18 protein-coding genes are annotated in these 20,152 nt (G+C 63.6%); 6 read left to right on the top strand and 12 right to left on the bottom strand.

Annotated elements, in window-relative coordinates; translation table 11 throughout:
* Position 1: 1 nt before the first annotated feature.
* The 12 genes from nuoK to CHB96_RS01850 all read right to left on the bottom strand — a co-directional run bounded on the left by nuoK (position 2) and on the right by CHB96_RS01850 (position 10,782).
* The gene (nuoK, locus tag CHB96_RS01905; protein WP_089242844.1) at positions 2-301 is read right to left on the bottom strand and encodes an NADH-quinone oxidoreductase subunit NuoK; all 300 of its coding nucleotides are present in this window, start codon (positions 299-301) and stop codon (positions 2-4) included.
* Positions 298-1,014 (bottom strand): NADH-quinone oxidoreductase subunit J, encoded by a 717-nt coding sequence (locus CHB96_RS01900; protein ID WP_089242843.1) that lies wholly within the window; start codon positions 1,012-1,014, stop codon positions 298-300. The genes nuoK and CHB96_RS01900 overlap by 4 nt, the downstream gene beginning before the upstream one ends.
* The gene (nuoI, locus tag CHB96_RS01895; protein WP_089242842.1) at positions 1,011-1,514 is read right to left on the bottom strand and encodes an NADH-quinone oxidoreductase subunit NuoI; all 504 of its coding nucleotides are present in this window, start codon (positions 1,512-1,514) and stop codon (positions 1,011-1,013) included. The genes CHB96_RS01900 and nuoI overlap by 4 nt, the downstream gene beginning before the upstream one ends.
* Complete coding sequence (nuoH, locus tag CHB96_RS01890) at positions 1,507-2,754, bottom strand: NADH-quinone oxidoreductase subunit NuoH (protein WP_089242841.1); 1,248 nt, start codon at positions 2,752-2,754, stop codon at positions 1,507-1,509. The genes nuoI and nuoH overlap by 8 nt, the downstream gene beginning before the upstream one ends.
* Positions 2,751-5,138: an NADH-quinone oxidoreductase subunit G gene (locus tag CHB96_RS01885; protein ID WP_089242840.1), complete on the bottom strand. Its 2,388-nt coding sequence runs from the start codon at positions 5,136-5,138 to the stop codon at positions 2,751-2,753. The genes nuoH and CHB96_RS01885 overlap by 4 nt, the downstream gene beginning before the upstream one ends.
* Positions 5,135-6,433, bottom strand: a complete 1,299-nt coding sequence (gene nuoF, locus CHB96_RS01880; protein WP_089242839.1) for an NADH-quinone oxidoreductase subunit NuoF — start codon at positions 6,431-6,433, stop codon at positions 5,135-5,137. Before nuoF ends, CHB96_RS01885 begins: the two co-directional genes overlap by 4 nt.
* Before the next feature lies 1 nt (position 6,434).
* On the bottom strand, positions 6,435-7,262 hold the full coding sequence (nuoE, locus tag CHB96_RS01875; protein WP_089242838.1) for an NADH-quinone oxidoreductase subunit NuoE: 828 nt from the start codon (positions 7,260-7,262) through the stop codon (positions 6,435-6,437).
* Positions 7,259-8,575 carry an NADH dehydrogenase (quinone) subunit D gene (nuoD, locus tag CHB96_RS01870; protein WP_089242837.1) on the bottom strand — a complete coding sequence of 439 codons (1,317 nt, stop codon included), beginning with the start codon at positions 8,573-8,575 and terminating at the stop codon, positions 7,259-7,261. The genes nuoE and nuoD overlap by 4 nt, the downstream gene beginning before the upstream one ends.
* The gene (locus CHB96_RS01865) at positions 8,575-9,207 is read right to left on the bottom strand and encodes an NADH-quinone oxidoreductase subunit C (RefSeq protein ID WP_245865162.1); all 633 of its coding nucleotides are present in this window, start codon (positions 9,205-9,207) and stop codon (positions 8,575-8,577) included. The genes nuoD and CHB96_RS01865 overlap by 1 nt, the downstream gene beginning before the upstream one ends.
* Before the next feature lie 17 nt (positions 9,208-9,224).
* Positions 9,225-9,779, bottom strand: a complete 555-nt coding sequence (locus tag CHB96_RS01860) for a NuoB/complex I 20 kDa subunit family protein (RefSeq protein WP_089242835.1) — start codon at positions 9,777-9,779, stop codon at positions 9,225-9,227.
* A gap of 37 nt (positions 9,780-9,816) precedes the next feature.
* Complete coding sequence (locus tag CHB96_RS01855; protein ID WP_089242834.1) at positions 9,817-10,176, bottom strand: NADH-quinone oxidoreductase subunit A; 360 nt, start codon at positions 10,174-10,176, stop codon at positions 9,817-9,819.
* 222 nt (positions 10,177-10,398) lie between these two features.
* The gene (locus CHB96_RS01850) at positions 10,399-10,782 is read right to left on the bottom strand and encodes a hypothetical protein (RefSeq protein WP_089243068.1); all 384 of its coding nucleotides are present in this window, start codon (positions 10,780-10,782) and stop codon (positions 10,399-10,401) included.
* Positions 10,783-11,009: 227 nt separating this feature from the next.
* Between CHB96_RS01850 and CHB96_RS29540 the strand changes: the two genes are divergently transcribed.
* From CHB96_RS29540 to CHB96_RS01825, 6 genes are all read left to right on the top strand, one after another.
* Positions 11,010-11,177 (top strand): hypothetical protein, encoded by a 168-nt coding sequence (locus CHB96_RS29540; protein WP_176444070.1) that lies wholly within the window; start codon positions 11,010-11,012, stop codon positions 11,175-11,177.
* A 105-nt stretch (positions 11,178-11,282) separates the two neighbouring features.
* A complete protein-coding gene (locus CHB96_RS01845; RefSeq protein ID WP_089242833.1) occupies positions 11,283-12,812 on the top strand; it encodes an aldehyde dehydrogenase family protein in 1,530 nt (509 codons plus the stop codon).
* A 35-nt stretch (positions 12,813-12,847) separates the two neighbouring features.
* Positions 12,848-14,368 carry an APC family permease gene (locus tag CHB96_RS01840; RefSeq protein ID WP_089242832.1) on the top strand — a complete coding sequence of 507 codons (1,521 nt, stop codon included), beginning with the start codon at positions 12,848-12,850 and terminating at the stop codon, positions 14,366-14,368.
* A complete protein-coding gene (locus tag CHB96_RS01835; RefSeq protein WP_089242831.1) occupies positions 14,365-15,918 on the top strand; it encodes a GMC family oxidoreductase in 1,554 nt (517 codons plus the stop codon). Before CHB96_RS01840 ends, CHB96_RS01835 begins: the two co-directional genes overlap by 4 nt.
* The gene (locus tag CHB96_RS01830; RefSeq protein ID WP_089242830.1) at positions 15,902-17,407 is read left to right on the top strand and encodes a putative nucleotidyltransferase substrate binding domain-containing protein; all 1,506 of its coding nucleotides are present in this window, start codon (positions 15,902-15,904) and stop codon (positions 17,405-17,407) included. Before CHB96_RS01835 ends, CHB96_RS01830 begins: the two co-directional genes overlap by 17 nt.
* Before the next feature lie 23 nt (positions 17,408-17,430).
* Positions 17,431-20,109, top strand: a complete 2,679-nt coding sequence (locus CHB96_RS01825; RefSeq protein ID WP_089243067.1) for an MGH1-like glycoside hydrolase domain-containing protein — start codon at positions 17,431-17,433, stop codon at positions 20,107-20,109.
* Positions 20,110-20,152 lie beyond the last annotated feature (43 nt).

Below are 20,152 nucleotides of genomic sequence, written 5' to 3'. Positions count from 1 at the left end.
GTCAGTTCTTCAACAGTCTGGCGTCGTCGACCGAGGCCGAGCGTCGAGTGCGGAAGATCGTCATGATGATGGCAAGCCCGACCACCACTTCGGCTGCGGCGACGACCATAGTGAAGAAAGCGAACACCTGCCCCTCCAGATTTCCGTGCATGCGGGCGAACGTCACGAAGGCCAGATTGGCGGCGTTCAGCATCAATTCGATGCACATGAACACGACGATCGCGTTGCGGCGCAACAGGACTCCGGCAGCGCCGATCGTGAACAACAGAACCGACAGGTACAGATAGTTCTCCGGGTTCACGGCGTGCCCCTGTGTCCACGGTGCATGGGATTCACCGACAGTTCCGACGGCGACCCGTCGGGCAGGCGGGCAGGCCAATCGACGGCGTTGTGCCGCGCGTACACGCCCGGGCTCGGCATCGGTGTGACGTGGGAGCCGTCCTTGAAGCGTTGCTCCGACAGCGCCCGCTGGTCTTTGCGTTCCTCGAAATGTTCACGGTGAGCGAGGATCATCGCCCCGACCGTCGCGACGATGAGCAGCGCTCCGGTCAGCTCGAACGCCCACAGGTACCGAATGAAGATCAGTTCGGCGAGGCCCTCGACGTTCCCGCCGGCGTTGGCTGCGTCGAGGCCGACGAAGTCCGGGCGCCCCGATTGCACCGACGCATTGCCGATCGCACCGATCACGACGAGGCCGAATCCGATGCCCGCCGCGACCGCGGCAGGGCGTTGCCCCTTCATCGTCTCGGTCAGCGAATCCGCCGAATCGACGCCGACGAGCATCAGCACGAACAGGAACAGCATCATCACTGCGCCGGTGTAGACGACTATCTGAACGACTCCGAGGAACATCGCGCCCTGCGCGATGTAGAACACCGCAAGGATGATCATCGTGACCGCCAGGAACAGCGCGGAGTACACCGCCTTGGTCGCGCACACCATCGCGATCGCGCCGAGTACCGCGAGACCACCGAGCAGCCAGAACTGGACGGCTTCGGCGGTCGACGTGGTCATCGGACCGTTCCTCGGTAGTAGTCCGCTTCGGTGGCGCCCTCGGCCATCGGGTGCGGCGCCGGTTCCACTCCGGGTTCCACCGGCGCGAGCAGCCGGTCCTTCTCGTAGATCAGATCGGCGCGGTTGTCGTCGGCGAGTTCGTAGTCGTTGGTCATCGTGAGCGCCCGTGTCGGGCATGCCTCGATGCACAGGCCGCATCCGATGCACCGCAGGTAGTTGATCTGGTACACCTGCCCGTACCGTTCACCGGGCGAGTAGCGCTCCTCGTCGGTGTTGTCGGCGCCTTCGACGTAGATCGCGTCGGCCGGGCACGCCCACGCGCACAGCTCGCATCCGATGCACTTCTCGATGCCGTCGGCGTAGCGGTTGAGCTGGTGCCGCCCGTGGTAGCGCTCGGCAGTCGGAGTCTTCTGTTCCGGATAGAACTCGGTCAGAGGTTTCTTGAACATCGTCGACAACGTGACGCCGAATCCTGCTACGGGGCCGAGAAAATCAGGCATCGCTGCGCTCCTTCTTCGGGGTCGGCATCGTCTGGCCGGGCAGAGGCGGTACCGGGAATCCGCCGGCCATCGGGTCGAACGGGGGTAGTTCGGTCGGGGGAGTCGTCGGAGTCGGTTCGCGGTGCAGTCTTCGCCATACGAACACCGCTGCGAGCAGCGCGACGACAGTGCTGGCCACCACGAGAGCGACGGCGAACGATCCGTATCCCTCGATGCGGAATGCTCGGACCGTCGCGACGATCACGATCCAGATCAGCGACACCGGAATCAGGACCTTCCAGCCCAGATTCATGAACTGGTCGTACCGAAGTCGAGGAAGCGTGGCCCTGAGCCAGACGAAGAGGAACAGGAAGCCCCACACCTTGAGCGTGAACCACAGCACCGGCCACCAACCGGAATTCGCGCCGTTCCACAGGCTGATGGGGAACGGAGCGTGCCAGCCGCCGAGGAACAGCGTGGTGGCGAGGGCCGACACCGTCACCATGTTGACGTATTCGGCCAGCATGAACAGTGCGAAGTTGAGCGACGAGTACTCGGTGTGGAACCCGCCTACGAGCTCGCCCTCGGCTTCCGGGAGATCGAACGGAGCGCGGTTGGTCTCGCCGACCATGGACGTCAGGTAGATCACGAACGACGGGAAAAGCAGAAAGATGTACCAGGTGTTCCACTGCGCAGCAACGATTCCCGAGGTGGACATGGTGCCGGCGTGGAGGAACACGGCGGTGAAGGACAACCCCATGGCAATTTCGTACGAGATCACCTGCGCGGTGGACCGCAGGCCGCCGAGCAGTGGATAGGTGGAGCCGGAAGCCCAGCCTGCCAACACGATTCCGTACACACCGACGGACGTGACGGCGAGAATGTACAGAACGCCGACAGGAAGATCGGTCAGCTGCAACGGAGTTCGGTGCCCGAACACCGACACCTCCGGTCCGAACGGGATGACGGCGAACGCCATGAACGCAGGGACGATCGCGACGACCGGGGCCAACAGGTAGACGGGTTTGTCGATGCCCTTCGGAACGATCCCTTCCTTGAGTGCGAGTTTCACACCGTCGGCGAGGCTCTGCAGCATTCCGCCGGGCCCGACTCGATTGGGGCCGACGCGACTCTGCATGCGCGCCATCACTTTTCGTTCGGCGAGGATCGCGATCAGTGGAGTCAGGATCAAGAAGACGAAAATGGCGACGGCCTTGGCGACGACGAGCCACCACGGATCGACACCGAAACCGGGAATCACGACGTCACCTCGCTCGCGGGGCGTATGCGCACCACGGCCCCGTTGCCGACGGCCAGCGCCGCGTTGACCTCGCTGCCGGGGGAGCGGCGTGGCAGCCAGACCACACGATGCGGGAGGTCCGTGATCACGAGCGGCAGGGTGATCGCGCCGCGCTCGGACGTCACGGTCACCCAGTCGTCGTCGGTCGCTCCGATCTCGTCGGCCGTGGCTGCGCAGAGCCGCACCACCGGCGTTCGAGCAGTACCGGCCAGGTGCGGCTCCCCGTCCTGCATCCGCCCCGAATCGAGCAGCATTCGCCATGTCGACAGCACGGCTTCGCCAGGTCCGGGCGTCTGAGCCGAATGCGAAGGTGTCGTCGGCGACGGGTGTCGGACTCCCGTCCATGCTGACATCTCTGCGATCTCGGCGCGGGCGGATGCGACGTCGGGCAGGTCGATGGGCGCACCCATCTCGGCGGCGAGAGCATGCAGCACACGGACGTCGGGGACGGCGCGTGTTCCGGCGACCGCGATCTCGAACGGCCGCGCCCGGCCTTCCCAATCGACGAACGTGCCGGATTTCTCGTCGACGGGCGCGACGGGGAAGACGACGTCGGCCCGCTCGGTGACTCGGCTCCGTCGGACCTCGAGGCTCACGACGAACGGCGCTGCGTCGATCGCGGCGGCCGCCGCTGCAGGGTCGGGTAGATCCGCGAGTTCGACGCCACCGATCACGAGAGCGCCGAGCGAACCCGACGAGGCCGCGTCGAGAATTCCCGATGTATCGAGACCGGCAGCGACGGGAACATGCGGAACGCCCCAGAGTGCCGCCAGGTCGGCGGCGGCGCGTTCGTCCCCGACAGGGCGTCCGCCGGGGAGCACGGTGGGTAGGGCACCGACGTCGAGTGCGCCTCGGTCACCTGCGCGACGCGGGATCCACGCGATCGCGGCACCCGTTGCCGCGGCGAATCGTGCAACGGCGGACAGGGCGCCAGGAGATTCGGCGAGCCGTTCGCCCACCAACACGACCGTGCCCGCAGCAGCGGTCAGTTCCGATTCCGGAGAGCTGGCCAGCCCGTCGAGCACCTCGGCCTCGCCCGACGGGACACATCGGATCAAGCGGGCACCCAGTTTGGCTACGCCCGCCGACGCGAACGGTGCGATCGCGCAGACGTTCTGGCCTCGGGTTCGGACGGCCTTGCGCAGGCGAAGGAACACCATCGGCGATTCCTCCTCGGGTTCGAATCCGACGAGGAGTACTTCCGGTGCCTGCTCGAGCCGCCTGTAGGTGACGTCCATCGACCGGGCCGCGACGTGCGACGCGAGGAACTCCGCCTCTTCGGTACTGTGAGCGCGCGATCGAAAGTCGATGTTGTTGGTGTTCAGTGTTATTCGGGCGAACTTCGAGTGGGCGTACGCGTCCTCGAGAGTCGATCTGCCTCCGACGAGCACTCCGACGTCGCGGCCCGCGCCGGCAAGGCCCCGCGCGGCGGCTGCGAGCGCCTCGGACCACGACGCCGGGGCGAGGGCTCCGTCGTCGCCACGCACCAGCGGAGTGGTGAGGCGGTCGGATTCGGTGGAATAGGCGAACGCCCAACGGCCCTTGTCGCAGTTCCACTCCTCGTTGACCTCGGGATCGTCGCCGGCAAGCCGACGAAGAACCTTGCCGCGTCGATGGTCGGTTCGTTGCGCGCATCCGCTGGCGCAGTGCTCGCACGTGCTGGGGGAGGACACGAGGTCGTACGGCCGAGCACGGAACCGATACGCCGCACCCGTCAATGCTCCGACCGGGCAGATCTGCACCGTGTTGCCGGAGAAATACGACTCGAACTCCTCGTTCCCGTTGATGCCGACCTGTTGGAGCGCACCACGTTCGAGCAGGTCGATGAACGGGTCCCCGGCGATCTGTTCGGAGAAACGAGTGCATCGGGCGCACAACACACACCGTTCCCTGTCGAGCAGAACCTCCGACGACAACGGAATCGGTTTGGGGTAGGTGCGTTTGACGTCGACGAAACGTGACTCGGACCTTCCCGACGACATCGCCTGGTTCTGCAGCGGACATTCGCCACCCTTGTCGCAGATCGGACAGTCCAGCGGGTGGTTGATCAGCAGTAACTCCATGACCCCCTTCTGCGCCTTCTCTGCGACAGGGGAGCTGTTCTGGGTGTGGATCACCATTCCGTCGGTGACCGTGGTGGTGCACGACGCCAACGGCTTTCGTTGTCCCTCCACCTCGACGAGGCACTGCCTGCAGGCGCCGACGGGATCCAGAAGGGGGTGATCGCAGAACCGGGGTATCTGAACCCCGGTCATCTCGGCGGCGCGAATGACGAGAGTTCCACCAGGCACGTGCATCTCGATACCGTCGATGGTCACGGTAACGGTTTCGGTCACGGCGGTCATGAGGTCAGCGCTCCTGCCATGACGGTGCTGCGGTGAGGATCGAACGGGCATGGCGCACCGAGGTGTTCGACGTACTCGTCACGAAAGTGCTTCAGCGACGACGTGATCGGACTGACCGCACCGTCCCCGAGTGCGCAGAACGACCGACCGAGGATGCTGTCGGAGATGTCGAGCAAAGTGTCGAGATCCTCGGCCGTGCCGAGGCCCGTCTCCAGACGCGCGTAGATTTGCACGAGCCAGTACGTCCCCTCGCGGCACGGTGTGCACTTGCCACACGACTCGTGAGCGTAGAACTCGGTCCACCGTCGGACCGCTCGCACCACACACGTGGTGTCGTCGAAGATCTGCAGCGCTTTGGTGCCGAGCATCGACCCGGCCGCACCCACACCTTCGTAGTCCAATGGAACGTCGAGGTGCTCCTCGGTCAGAATCGGTGTCGACGAGCCGCCAGGTGTCCAGAATTTGAGGCTGTGACCGGCTCTGACTCCGCCCGCGTACCCGAGGAGTTCCCGTAGCGTCACTCCGAGCGGTGCCTCGTACTGCCCGGGCCTGGACACGTGGCCCGACAGCGAATACAGAGTGAATCCGGGTGACTTCTCGCTGCCCATCGAACGGAACCAGTCGACGCCGTTCAACAGAATCGACGGAACGCTCGCAATCGATTCGACGTTGTTGACGACCGTCGGGCACGCATACAACCCGGCTACCGCAGGGAACGGCGGTCGCAAGCGAGGCTGACCGCGTCGACCCTCCAACGAATCGAGTTGCGCGGTCTCCTCACCGCAGATGTACGCACCGGCACCGGCGTGCACGATCACGTCGAGGTCGAATCCGCTGCCCATGATGTTCTTGCCGAGATAGCCGGCAGCGTAGGCCTCGTCGACCGCGGCATGAAGGCGGCGTATCACCGGGAGGACTTCGCCGCGCACGTAGATGTACGCCCGATGAGCTCGAATCGCGTACGCGGCGATGGCGATTCCCTCCAGCAGCACCTGTGGCGTCGCAAGGAGCAGAGGCATGTCCTTGCAGGTTCCCGGTTCGGATTCGTCGGCGTTGACGACGAGGTAATGCGGCTTGCCGTCGCCCTGTGGGATGAAGCTCCACTTCATCCCCGTCGGGAACCCGGCTCCACCTCGACCGCGTAGACCTGCGTCCTTGACCAGCGCGATGACGTCGTCCTCGGGCATCGCGAGCGCGCGAGCAAGTCCTCTGTACCCGTCGTGTCGCTCGTACGTGTCGAGCGTCCAGGACTCGGGGTCGTCCCAATATCGGCTGAGCACCGGAGTCAGTGGCACGTCAACGTCCTTTCTCCGGAGGAACGGATGCCGACGGCGCAGGTGCGGGCTTGTCCTTGGTCGTCGCGGCCGCAGCTGCCGATTCGGAGCCCAGCGGCGCCGATCCGCTGTCGGTCGCCTCCGAGACTGCGGGTGCCGTCATGCCTTTGTCGTGCGCGACGCGTAAGCCGGCGAGGGTGGGGTCACCTGGCTGTCCGCCCGCATGCACGGCGCCGAGCCGCTCGTCGGGGAAGCCGGCCAGCACCCGTTCCGTCTCACGGAACGTCATCAGCGATGCGCCCCTAGTCGGAACGACCTCGCGTCCGGATCGAAGGTCGTCGACGATGGTACGCGCCGTCTCGGGCGTCTGATTGTCGAAGAACTCCCAGTTGACCATCACCACCGGCGCGTAGTCGCACGCGGCGTTGCACTCGATGTGCGTGACCGTCACCAGTGAGTCGTCGTCGGCGACGTGATCGCGCAACGCGTTATGGACGGCGTCGCCACCCATGACCGCGCACAGCGTGTTGGTGCACACCCCAACGAGGTAGTCGCCGGTCGGTTCCCGCCGGTACATCGAGTAGAAAGTGGACACCGCAGCCACTTCGGCGCCGGTGAGCCCGAGGCGCTGCGCGCAGAACTCGATGCCGGTCGGGCTCACGTAGCCTTCCTCCGACTGCACGAGATGCAGCAGGGGAAGCAGCGCGGATCGGGACATCTTCGAATCCGGTTGCTCGGGAGGCGAATACCTGGCGACGATCAGATCGGCGTCGCGATCGAGGCGTTCGCGGACGTCGTCGGGATACGGTGCAGGCTTGGTGCCGAGGCGGACGAACACGGGATCGCTCATCGGTCGACGCCTCCCATGACGGGGTCGATGCTTGCCACCGCGGCGATGACGTCGGCGACCATCCCACCCTCGCACGTCGCAGCCACCGCTTGCAGATTGGTGAACGACGGGTCGCGATAGTGCACACGGAAAGGCCTTGTGCCGCCGTCGCTGACCATGTGCACTCCCAGTTCGCCGCGAGGCGACTCGACAGCGACGTAGACCTGTCCTTCGGGCACCCGAAAACCCTCGGTCACCAGCTTGAAATGGTGGATCAGAGATTCCATCGACGTGTCCATGATGTCGCGGACGTGCGCGGACGAGTTGCCCATTCCATCGGTGCCGACGGAGAGATCGGCCGGCCATGCGATCTTCTTGTCCTCCACCATGATCGGGCCGGGACGAAGCCGATCGAGACACTGCTCGACGATCCGGAGCGACTGCTTCATCTCGTCGATCCGGATGACGTAGCGACCGTACGCGTCGCACCCGGTGTCGGTGCAGACATCGAATTCGTAGGTTTCGTAACCGCAATACGGTTGTGACACCCGCAGATCGTGGGGAAGTCCGGTCGACCGCAGCATCGGACCTGTGATCCCCAACGCCATGCAGCCCGTCAGATCCAGGTAGCCGATACCTTTGGTCCTGGCCTTCCAGATCTTGTTGTCGTCCAACAGGTTCGACATGTCCTTCAACCGAATGGGCAGGGCCTTCGTCAGTTCCCGCACTTTGTCGACCGCGCCGTCCGGAAGGTCCTGGGCGAGTCCGCCGGGCCGAATGTAGGCGTGGTTCATACGAAGTCCGGTGATCATCTCGAAGACATCGAGAATGAGTTCTCTTTCGCGGAAACCGAACAACATCGCCGTGACGGCGCCGAGCTCCATACCGCCGGTGGCGAGCGCGACGAGATGGGACGAAATCCGATTCAATTCCATCAACATGACTCGAACGACGTTGGCGCGCTCCGGGATGTCGTCGGTGATATCGAGCAGTTGTTCGACGCCGAGGCAATATGCGGTCTCGTTGAAGAACGGTGAAAGGTAGTCCATGCGGGTGACGAAGGTGACGCCCTGCGTCCAATTCCGGAATTCGAGGTTCTTCTCGATTCCGGTGTGCAGATACCCGATGCCGCAGCGTGCCTCCGTGACGGTTTCCGCTTCGATTTCGAGTATCAACCGAAGAACGCCGTGCGTCGACGGGTGCTGCGGCCCCATGTTGACGACGATGCGTTCCTCGGACGAGTTGGCAGCGGAATCGGCTGCAGCCGCGACGATGTCGTCCCAGTCCTGCCCGGATACCGTGAAGGACTTGTCGTGGCCTGCGATGTCGGTCATCAGTTGTACTCCCGTCGTCTGTCGGGAGGTGGAATGGTCGCGCCCTTGTACTCCACCGGAATTCCCCCGAGCGGATAGTCCTTGCGCTGCGGGTGGCCGACCCAGTCGTCCGGCATCTCGATCCTGGTCAGCGACGGATGACCGTCGAACTGGATCCCGAAGAAGTCGTACGTCTCGCGCTCGTGCCAATCGTTGGTCGGATACACGCCGACAAGCGTGGGAATGTGCGGATCGGATTCGGGCACCGACACTTCGAGCCGAATGCGGCGGTTGTGTGTGATCGACAACAGTGGATACACGGCGTGCAGCTCGCGACCCGTGTTCTGCGGGTAGTGCACGCCGCTCACGCCGAGACACATCTCGAAACGCAGTTCGGCGTCGTTGCGGAGCATCGTCGCGACGGGTACGAGGTGCTCGCGTCGTATGTGCAGGGTCAGCTGTCCCCTGAAGACGACGACGGTCTCGACCGCGTCGTCGAACGACAGGCCGCGTTCGGGCAGCTTTCGTTCCATGTCGTCTGCAATGGAATCGAAATAGCCACCGTACGGGCGAGTGGACGTGCCCACGACATGCGTCGGCGGTACCAGTCGGCCGTATCCGGATGTGTCACCGGTACCGCGAACACCGAACATTCCTCGTCGATCGGATGTCACCGCAGCAGCCCCTTCGACTCGATCGTGGGCCGCGACGCCAGAGCTGCTGCCTCAGCCTCTCGCGCGACGGTGTCGCGGTCGACACCCAGTGGCATTTCCTGAATCTTCTCGTGCAACTTCAGGATTGCGTTCAGCAACATTTCCGGTCTCGGCGGGCAGCCAGGAAGGTAGATGTCGACGGGGACCACATGGTCGACGCCCTGAACGATGGCGTAGTTGTTGAACATTCCTCCGGAGGACGCGCAGACACCCATCGCGAGAACCCATTTGGGCTCTGCCATCTGGTCGTAGATCTGCCGCAGTACCGGTGCCATCTTCTGGCTCACACGGCCTGCGACGATCATCAGATCCGCTTGCCGCGGTGACGCGCGAAACGCCTCCATGCCGAATCGTGCGATGTCGAAACGGCCGGAGCTGGTGGCCATCATCTCGATTGCGCAGCAGGCAAGTCCGAACGTCGCAGGCCACAGCGAACCCTTCCGCACATAGCCGGCGAGTCCCTCGACAGTGCTCAGCAGAAAGCCGCTCGGCAGCTTCTCCTCGAGACCCATGTCCGACCCTTCTGCTCGATACGTACCGGAACTGCTGTCAATCCCAGCTGAGGCCGCCCCGTCGCCACTCGTAGGCGTACGCGACGGAGGCGCTGACGATGAACATCCCCATGGCCAGTAGTCCGAACAAGCCCAGTGCGTCGAAGTGCACCGCCCACGGGTACAGAAAGACGATCTCGATGTCGAAGATGATGAACAACATCGCCGTCAGGTAGAACTTCACCGGGTAGCGACCGGCGCCCATCGGTTGTGCGGTCGGTTCGATACCGCACTCGTACGCGTCGAGCTTGGCTCGGTTGTAGCGCTTCGGTCCGACCACCGCCGCAATGACCACGGACACGAGGGCGAAGGCGACTGCAACAGCACCCAGGACGAGAATGGGAATGTATTCGTTCAACCTGTGTCACCTCTGTCGTCTGCCTTGTGGGCATTGCTGACGTTGTCGGCCGAGAGTTCCTCAGCCGTTGAAAAATGTGAACTGAACCACAGCCTACCGGTGTCGCACCCCGACTTGTCTCGATTTTCGGTGTGCAAAGTCGGTGTGTCGGGCGAGAAAGTTGATCTTGCGTCCGGTAGCAGGCTCGGAACGTGGGAACCGTTTGCAGATAAGGCGTTTCGATCAGTTGCGAAGTAAGTCGACAACTGCTCGGGTGAGCACGAACGGGTCGATCGGATGAGGTACCGCGGCCTCCGCGCCGGACCAGTCCGCCAACCATGCGTCGTCGGGCCGACCCATGAGAACGACGAGGGGAGGGCAGTTCGAGATCTCGTCCTTCAACTCCTTCGCGACGCCCATTCCCCCCGCGGGGGCAGCCTCGCCGTCGAGAATCGCGAGATCGATACCCCCGGCGTCCAGGTGATGCACCACCATCGGTCGGCTCGCCACTTCGATGTACTCGAACGTCGGCAACAAAGGAGTGGGATGGGGTCCGATTGCCGACGTCACATCCGTGCGCGTGTTGATGTTGCTGCTGTATACGAGGATGCGCAACGAGGCGGTCACGAGTCGGATGCTACGTCCGAATCTCTCGGGCCGTTGCGGATTCGGATCAGCGGAAAATCGGTTCGCGTCCGATTCGTGTCGTTCTCGTGATCGTTCCATTCCAAGGCGATCTGTAACGTCTAGGGCAGAGGGGCCGATATACATCTCGACTCCGGAGTGCGGCATCGGAAACCCCCGACTCGATGCCGCCCCGGAGCACCTGTCCGACGAAAGTCGAAGGAAGACGCATGACCGAACAGTTCCCGCACGGCGACTGGCCGAACGAAGACATGCTCACCGAGTTCGGCGTCAGTCGCGAAGGCTTCGTCACGCGATTCCGCGAGATCCTCATGCAGTATCCGCCGACGGGGCTCGCCGACGCCGACGTCGAGCTTCTGCTCGAGGCCTGTTCCTAGTTCGGCGAATGCGGTAGCGACCTACCCTCCACGCAGAAGTCATCGCGGGCTTACCGTTGAATCCGTCGAGACAAATCGACGATCGACGACGTGAGGGGTATCGAGATGTCTGCATCCGGCAATCCGGCGATCGAACTCGGGAACCTGCGCCCCTCGCTGTACATCGGTGGCCTGTGGTCGGGAGCGTCGGACGGGGGTACGCGGGAGATCGTGGATCCGGCGAACGGGAGCGTCGTTCTCGTCGTCGACGAAGCAACGCCGGACGATGCGCGCCGCGCTGTGAACAGCGCGCGGCACACCTTCGACGACGGCACGTGGTCGGGCACACCGGTCTCGGACAGAACGGCATTTCTGACGGCGATAGCCGACCTGCTGCAGCGCGACAGGGAACAGCTGGCTCGAATCGAGACAGTGGACACCGGAAAGACGCTGGAAGAGAGTCGAATCGACATCGACGACGTCACGTCCGTCTTCCGGTACTACGCGGAACTCGCAGCAGTGCACGGAGACAGGCTCGTCGACGTGGGACGGCCCGAGATCATCTCTCGCGTGGTACACGAGCCCATTGGTGTCTGCGTCATGATCGCGCCGTGGAACTACCCGCTGCTGCAGATCTCGTGGAAGGTCGCTCCCGCACTTGCCGCGGGGTGCACGATGGTCCTCAAGCCGAGCGAGGTGACGCCACTGAGCACTATCGCGATGGTCAAGCTGATTCAGGAAGCGGGTGTTCCGGACGGCGTCGTGAATCTCGTCCAGGGAAGCGGTGCGGTGCTCGGCGAGGCATTGACGTCGAACCCCGACGTCGACTTCATCTCGTTCACCGGTGGTCTCGCCACCGGACGTGTCATCCTCGCGGCGGCCGCCGAGAACGTCACCAAGGTAGCGGTGGAGTTGGGTGGTAAGAACCCGCACATCGTCTTCGCCGACGCCGCATCCGATCCGACGTCGTTCGCGGATTCCGTGGACAACGTTCTCACCGGTGTCTTTCTGCACTCGGGGCAGGTGTGCTCGGCCGGGACCAGGCTGATCGTCGAAGAGAGTATCGCCGATCGATTCGTTGCCGCGTTGGCCGAGCGGGCGACGAAGATCAAGATGGGACCCGGGCTCGATCCGACGAGCGAGACCGGACCGCTGGTCTCCGAGGCGCAACGAGACAAGATCGAGAAGTACGTCGCTCTCGGCGTCGAGGAAGGTGCCGACCTTGTCGTCGGCGGGTCGAAACCGAGCGATTCGTCGCTCGCAGACGGCAGCTACTTCTTGCCGACGATCTTCGACAAGTGCGATCGAACCATGAAAATCGTCCAAGAGGAGACGTTCGGCCCCATACTCACTGTGGAGCGATTCTCGACGGAGGAGGAAGCTCTGAAGCTCGGAAACGACACGAATTACGGTCTCGCGGCAGGCGTTCGCACATCGGACGCTGCGCGGGGCGAACGTATGGTGCGCGGACTTCGGCATGGGACGGTGTGGCTCAACGACTTCGGTGTCTACACGGCAGCTGCCGAATGGGGTGGTTTCAAGCGATCGGGTAACGGTCGAGAGCTGGGGCCGTCCGGTTTGTCCGAATATCAAGAGGCGAAACATATCTGGCACAACACCTCGCCGACCGCGGCAGGGTGGTTCGATACCCGGTAGTCACATTCGGTTCTGCCAGAAAGGCAGTGCGAGCCATGACGAACAATTCCGACAGTGGAATGGACGACTTCGGCTACAAGGAGTCGCTGGATCGAAGTTTGGGAAAATTCGCCAGCTTCGCGGCAGGCGTCAGCTACATCTCTATTCTGACCGGTACGTTCCAACTGTTCTATTTCGGTTTCGGAACAGCCGGACCGGCATATCTGTGGTCCTGGCCGATGGTATTTCTCGGTCAGTTGTGCGTCGCACTGTGTTTCATGGAGTTGGCGGCGAAGTATCCCGTGGCCGGCTCGGTCTACAACTGGGCGAAACTGCTGGGTCGTCGCATCGTCGGGTGGTCGGCCGGCTGGTTGATGCTCACGGCGTCGATCGTCACTCTGTCCGCTGTGGTCCTGGCGCTGCAATTGAATCTGCCCCGGATATGGAGTGGTTTCCAGATCATCGGCGACGGCAGCGGCGAGAACGATTTCGCCACCAACGCCGTGCTCCTCGGGGCGATATTGATCGCGATCACGACGACGATCAACGCACTCGGAGTCAGGCTGATGGCGATGATCAACAGTTCCGGAGTGTTCATCGAGCTCATTGCTGCGGTCTTGATTGCAGTCATTCTGGCGGCCAACATCACTCGCGGTCCGCAAGTGTTCTTCTCGACCAACGGATACGGCGCCGGTGAGAGCGGAGGCTTTCTCGCTGCTTTCCTCGTCGCCTCGCTGGCGTCCGGGTATGTGATGTACGGCTTCGACACCGCGTCGTCGCTGGGGGAGGAGACCGTCGAGCCGCGTCGTACCGCGCCGAAGGCGATCTTCAGAGCGATCCTCGCGTCGTTCGTCATCGGCGGCGCGATCCTGGTGTTCGCGGTCTTGGCTGCCCCGAATCTGGACGACCCGGCACTGGGAAGTCCCGACGGCAGTTTGCAGTCCATCGTCGAGTCGGTGATGTGGGGGCCGCTCGGGACGATCTTCCTGATCTGCATCGTGATCGCGGTGTTCGTGTGCTCGCTCGCCGTGCATACTGCGGCAATTCGATTGACGTTCGCGATGGCACGCGACAATGCACTGCCGTTCGGTGAATCGCTCGCGAAAGTGCATCCCCGCACTCAGACCCCGGTGGTTCCTGCCGTGACGATCGGCATCCTTGCGATTCTGATTCTGGTGATCAACATCGGCCAGCCCCAGATATTCACGGTACTCACGTCCATCGCGATCATCATGATCTATCTGGCCTACTCGATGGTGACAGGTCCGCTCCTCGCGAAAAGGCTTGCCGGACAATGGCCACCGAAGGATCTGAAGCCCGGTGGCTATTTCACGATGGGCCGATGGGGATTGCCGATCAACATCGTGGCCGTGTTGTGGGGCGCCGGAATGGCATTGAATCTCGCGTGGCCGAGAACCGAGGTCTACGGAAGTCCCTGGTACAACACGTGGGGCGCTTTCGTCTACATCGGCGCCATTCTGCTGCTCGGTCTTGCGTGGTACGGCCTGAAAGGTCGCCGCCACATCGGTACGTTGAAGTCGCATGCATCGACGGGTGAGGAAAGGAGTCCGGCGTGACGGACACCGTGTTCGACTACGTCATCGCAGGCGGCGGCACCGCAGGGTGCGTACTGGCGGCGAGATTGAGCGAGGACCCGGACGTGACGGTGTGTCTCGTCGAAGCCGGTCCGTCGGACGTCGGCGACCGCAACATTCTCGAACTGTCCGAGTGGATGCACCTTCTCGATTCCGGGTACGACTGGGACTACCCGGTCGAGCCGCAGCAGCGAGGCAACAGTTTCATGCGGCATGCACGCGCGAAAGTGCTCGGTGGATGCTCGTCGCACAACTCCTGCATCGCATTTCATCCGCCCGCGGAGACTCTCGACGCCTGGGACGCTGCGGGTGCGACCGGGTGGGGCGCCTCACAGGTGCTGCCGCTCGTCGCGCGCGTCGAGAACAACGACACCGGCCGTGGGCACGACGGGCCGGTACGAATCAGGGACGTCCCGCCGAACGACCCATGCGGCACAGCAGTTCTGGAGTCCGCCGCGCAGGTCGGGCTCCCGACCGTCCAGTTCAATCGAGGTCCATCGGTACTGAACGGGGCAGGGTGGTTCCAGATCAACGCGGGCGAGGACGGACAGCGAATGTCCACCTCGCATGCGTACCTTCATCCGATTCTCGGGTCGCGCTCGAATCTCGATGTGCGAACCGGATGTTGGATCAGTGAAATCCTGATCGACGACGGACTCACCGCCACCGCTGTCCGGTACCAACGTCCGGATCTGACGGGATACGACACCGTGACTGCACGGCGTGAGGTCGTCGTCACCGCCGGCGCCATCGACACCCCGAAACTGCTGATGCTGTCCGGAATCGGGCCAGCGGAACATTTGCGGGACATGGGAATTCCGGTGCGCGTCGACTCGCCGGGAGTAGGGGAGAACCTCGACGACCATGTCGAGGGCCTGGTGTTCTGGGAGGCGTCCCGGCCGATGGTGACGACGTCGTCGCAATGGTGGGAGATCGGACTGTTCGCCACGACGACACCCGACCTGAACTATCCGGATCTGATGATGCATTACGGCAGCGTTCCGTTCGACATGAATACGCTCCGATGGGGCTATCCGACGACCGACAACGGGTTCTGTTTGACGCCCAACGTAACTCAGGGACTCTCGCGAGGCACCGTCCGGCTGCGGAGCCGGGATTACCGTGACCGACCGAAAGTCGACCCGCGGTATTTCACCGATCCGGGTGGTCACGACGACGCCGTGATGCTCGCCGGGTTGAAACTGGCACGCGAGATCGCGGCACGAGAACCGTTGGCGGCGTGGATCGAACGCGAACTTGCACCGGGCCCGGATGCGGTGACCGACGACGATCTGCTCGACTATGTACACCGAACACACAACACCGTGTATCACCCTGCGGGCACGGCGCGCATGGGCAGTATCGACGACGCCATGGCCGTGCTCGATCCGGAGCTGCGGGTGAAGGGCGTGCAGAACTTGCGGGTCGTCGATGCGTCGGCGATGCCGAAGTTGCCGACTGTCAATCCCAACATCACCGTCATGACGATGGCGGAGAAGTGCGCGGACCTGATTCGTGGACGACACAGCTGAGTTCCTCCGTAGGTTCCCGCCGTTCCACACTGCGACACAGGGTGAGCTCGAGCAGCTGGCCGACATGGCCGAGGTCGTCGAGTATCGCTCCGGTGCAACCATTCTGGATGTCGACATGCGCGACGTCGACTCCGTCTGGGTCGTCCGTTCCGGTCGTGTGGTGATTCTGCATCCCGACGACGCAACAGGGACATCGGTTCCCATCGATACGATCGACGTCGGGGGAGTGTTCGGTTTCTCCGCGATGCTGTCCGGGGCTTCGTTCGGATTCGTCGCACGCACCACCGAACCGAGCGTCGTCGTACAACTTCCGGGCAAGCTGATGCGTTCGGTGTTCTCGAAGCCTGCAGGGTTGGCTTTTCTCGCCGACGCCGTGTCGTCGGCCACCGCGCGTCTCGGCGGCCCGACGGCCTCGACACGTCGTAGCGTCGTCGTGCGACGTTCCATCGCCGACGCATCGACGACGATCGAACTGGCGGACGCATCGCGGCGGATCCCCGACCTGGTGGTGGATCTGTTCCGAGGCGGTAACGACGCCATCGCAGTCAGCGCCATCTTGTCCGTCGTCGTCGACGCCGTCGTGCGTCGCGCGCTCGAACTTGCCTGGTCGAGTGACCCGGACGTGCCGCGGGCTGACATCGCCTGGCTGAGTCTCGGCAGCGTGGCGCGGCGTGAGGCGATGCCGTCGTCCGACGTCGACAGTGCCTTGTCATGGTCCGACGCACTTCCGGATCCGGCGTCGGACCGGACACGGGATTCGGTCCTGATGGACATGGCGCGGAAGGTGCATGCGACGCTCGCCGAGTGTGGACTGCCGGCGGACTCCAACGGTGCCGTCGCGAGCTCGCCTCGTTTCGCTCGGTCGGCGTCGCAGTGGCGATCGGCCGCCGAGCACTGGCTGGACGATCCGTTCGGAGACCGCGGTCCCGTCGGCGACTCCGGGCTGATCATGTCGTCTCTGCTCGTCGACGGTCGGGTGGTGTGGGGCAATCGCGATCTGCACACGGTGCCCGAGGCGTATCGGAGGTTGGCCGAGGAGCATCCCGATGCCCTTCGCCTGCAGTTGCGCGACGCCATCGCCCGACGTGCGCGTGTGCGATCGCTGCGGGACGTGCTGGCCCGACGGGGACGGACGTTCGATCTCAAGGCTCATGCCATCACTCCGATCGTCAATCTTGCGAGGTGGGGCGGACTGTCGGTCGGAGTCGCGTCGGCATCCACTCCGGCGAGGCTCGCGGCCGCGTCGGGAAACGGGATACTGACGGACCGAGACGTGCATGCTCTCACCGAGGTGTTCGAGCTGGTGCAGAAGCTGCGACTCGGCCATCAGGTCGAACAGATCGCCTCGGGGGCACGGCCAGGAGACGTCGTCGTGATGGCCGACCTGTCCGCGCTCGAACGCAGTCTGCTCAGCGACGGCGTTCGTGAAGTCGCAGCTGTTCAGCGCCGCGTTGCCTACCTCGCCGGGAATGTCGGCGTGCGTTCGTGATCGAGCAATAGCAGACTGGGGTGGTGAACGACGCCGCTGACACTCCCTCCGCACCGTCCTCCGTCGAGCATGCGCGTCTCGCGGAATCTCCGGGGGTGAGTGGGCCCTGGCGTCAATGGGGCCCGTATCTGTCCGGGCGACAGTGGGGCACCGTTCGTGAGGACTATTCGGCCGATGGCGATGCGTGGCAATCGTTCCCGTTCGATCAATCACATGCCCGCGCCTATCGGTGGGGTGAGGACGGGCTCGGCGGAATCAGCGACCGATTCGGTTTCCTGAACTTCTCGTTCGCGTTGTGGAATCGCAAGGACCCGATCCTTAAGGAACGGTTGTTCGGACTCACCAATGGTGAAGGCAACCATGGAGAGGACGCCAAGGAGTACTGGTGGGTCGTCGACGGTACCCCGACGCACAGTTGGATGCAGTGGCTGTACCGCTACCCGCACGACGAGTACCCGTACACGCACCTGCGTGAGGAGAACGCACGGCTCGGTCGGGACGATCGTGAATACGAACTGGCCGACACCGGGATTCTCGACGACAACCGCTTCTTCGACGTTCAGGTGACCTACGCCAAGGCGTCGCCCGACGACATCTGCGTCGTCCTCTCGGTCACCAACCACGGACCAGAATCGGCGTCCGTCGACCTGTTGCCGCACTTGTGGCTGCGCAACACGTGGGCGTGGGGGCGCGACGACAGGGGCGGAACACTCGCCGAAGTCGACCCGTCGGAGCTGCAGTCGGGCGCGCTGCGCGTGATCGAAGCGCATCACGGATTCCTCGGAAAGTACTACCTCGCAGCCGAGGGTCGACCTCGGGTTCTCTTCTGCGACAACGAAACCAATGCTGCAGCGCTGTGGGGCCAGGAGAACACGAGCGCGTACAGCAAGGACGGCATCGGCCGACGCGTCGTCGACGGGGACGAGAGCGCGGTCAATCCTGCACAGACCGGAACCAAGTCCGCGTTCTGGTTCAGCCTCGACGACGTCGAGCCGGGTGAGACTCGCGAGGTGAAACTGCGACTGTCGACGGCTGTGCCCGACGAGCAGACGTTCGGACGCGGATTCGATGCCGTCGTCGCAGACCGTCGCGCCGACGCCGACGAGTTCTACCGGGCTGTCATCGGGCCCGAACTGGACGATGCCGACCGGCATGTTGCGCGTCGGGCATATGCGGGTCTGCTGTGGACCAAGCAGCTGTACCGCTACGACGTCGAACAGTGGATCGAGGGCGACAAGGTGGGTGAGCCGTCCCCGGACGCGCGGCGCGGATCCACGGCCAGGAACACGCACTGGCAGCATTTGGCTCTGGCCGACGTCATCTCGATGCCCGACGAGTGGGAGTACCCGTGGTTCGCCGCGTGGGACCTGGCATTTCACACCATCCCGCTGGCGCACGTCGATCCCGACTTCGCCAAGGAGCAGCTCGTGCTCATGTGCCGGGAATGGTCGATGCACCCCAATGGCCAACTGCCGGCGTACGAGTGGGAGTTCGGCGACGTCAATCCGCCGGTCCATGCTTGGGCGGCGTGGCACGTGTACCGGATCGACGGCTACCGGGATCGGGAATTCCTGATCCGAGTGTTCACGAAGTTGCTGCTCAACTTCGCATGGTGGGTGAATCGCAAGGACTCCGAGGGCTCCAACATCTTCGAGGGCGGATTCCTCGGAATGGACAACATCGGTCTGTTCAATCGATCGGCTCCGTTGCCTCCCGGCTTCCGGCTCGAACAGTCCGACGCGACGAGTTGGATGGCCTTCTACTGCCAGCAGATGTTCAAGATCGCGCTGGAACTCGCACGTCACGACAGCGCATGGGACGACGTCGCGACCAAGTTCTTCGCGCACTTTCTGTCGATCGCCCGAGCAGTGAAATCCTTCGGTTCACAGCACATTTCGCTGTGGCACGAAGAGGACGGGTTCTTCTACGACGTCCTGGTGCCACCCGAGGGCGATGCGACGCCGATGCGTGTGCGGTCGATGGTCGGGCTGCTTCCGATCCTGGGCGCAACGGAAATTCCGTCGTGGGTCGAGAAGGAGTTGCCGGATCTGACCGCTCGGTTGCGGTGGGTGCAACGGCGTCGACCGGAAATGGTGAGTCCGCTGCTCGCCCGCAAGGACGGCGACGAGGTGCGAGTGTTGCTCTCGCTCGTCGAACCGGAACGACTGAAGCGTGTGCTGGCGCGCATGTTCGACTCCGAGGAGTTCTTGTCGCAGTACGGGATTCGATCGTTGTCCGCGTCGTACCGTGACGGGGTGTCGTACGATATCGATGGTCGACACCTCTCGATCGAGTACGAGCCGGGGGAGTCGCGCACCGGAATGTTCGGCGGCAACTCGAACTGGCGCGGACCGATCTGGTTTCCCGTCAACGTGCTGTTGGCGGACAAGCTGCGGGCGTACGGACGGCATTACGGCGACTCGTTCACGATCGAGATCCCGACAGGCTCGGGGAATCACCGCACACTGACGGAGGCGGCGGACCTGATCGACAACGGACTCGCATCGCTGTTCCGGCCGGTGAACGGCAAACGGCCCGCGGACGGCAAGCGCATCGAATCGAGCGACGATCCGCTGTGGAACGTGCACCCGACGTTCAACGAGTACTTCGACGGCGACACCGGTGAGGGGCTCGGCGCGTCCCATCAGACCGGGTGGACCGGGCTCGTCGCGCATCTGTTGCGCCCCCGCCTCCCCTTGTAGGGGGCTTCGCCCCACGTGCACGAAAATACATAGAGGGCTATGT

It is taken from the genome of Rhodococcoides kyotonense, assembly GCF_900188125.1.
GTDB lineage: Bacteria > Actinomycetota > Actinomycetes > Mycobacteriales > Mycobacteriaceae > Rhodococcoides > Rhodococcoides kyotonense.
Note: the sequence above shows the minus strand (reverse complement) of the source record. Positions and strands in the feature narration are given on the sequence as shown.

Excerpts from the sequence above, each read along its gene's own strand:
- CHB96_RS01900 (WP_089242843.1), bottom strand. The coding sequence starts at position 1,014 with ATGACCACGTCGACCGCCGAAGCCGTCCAGTTCTGGCTGCTCGGTGGT.
- nuoI (WP_089242842.1), bottom strand. The coding sequence starts at position 1,514 with ATGCCTGATTTTCTCGGCCCCGTAGCAGGATTCGGCGTCACGTTGTCG.
- CHB96_RS01885 (WP_089242840.1), bottom strand. The coding sequence starts at position 5,138 with ATGACCGCCGTGACCGAAACCGTTACCGTGACCATCGACGGTATCGAG.
- nuoE (WP_089242838.1), bottom strand. The coding sequence starts at position 7,262 with ATGAGCGATCCCGTGTTCGTCCGCCTCGGCACCAAGCCTGCACCGTAT.
- nuoD (WP_089242837.1), bottom strand. The coding sequence starts at position 8,575 with ATGACCGACATCGCAGGCCACGACAAGTCCTTCACGGTATCCGGGCAG.
- CHB96_RS01865 (WP_245865162.1), bottom strand. The coding sequence starts at position 9,207 with ATGTTCGGTGTTCGCGGTACCGGTGACACATCCGGATACGGCCGACTG.
- CHB96_RS01860 (WP_089242835.1), bottom strand. The coding sequence starts at position 9,779 with ATGGGTCTCGAGGAGAAGCTGCCGAGCGGCTTTCTGCTGAGCACTGTC.
- CHB96_RS29540 (WP_176444070.1), top strand. The coding sequence starts at position 11,010 with ATGACCGAACAGTTCCCGCACGGCGACTGGCCGAACGAAGACATGCTC.
- CHB96_RS01845 (WP_089242833.1), top strand. The coding sequence starts at position 11,283 with ATGTCTGCATCCGGCAATCCGGCGATCGAACTCGGGAACCTGCGCCCC.
- CHB96_RS01840 (WP_089242832.1), top strand. The coding sequence starts at position 12,848 with ATGACGAACAATTCCGACAGTGGAATGGACGACTTCGGCTACAAGGAG.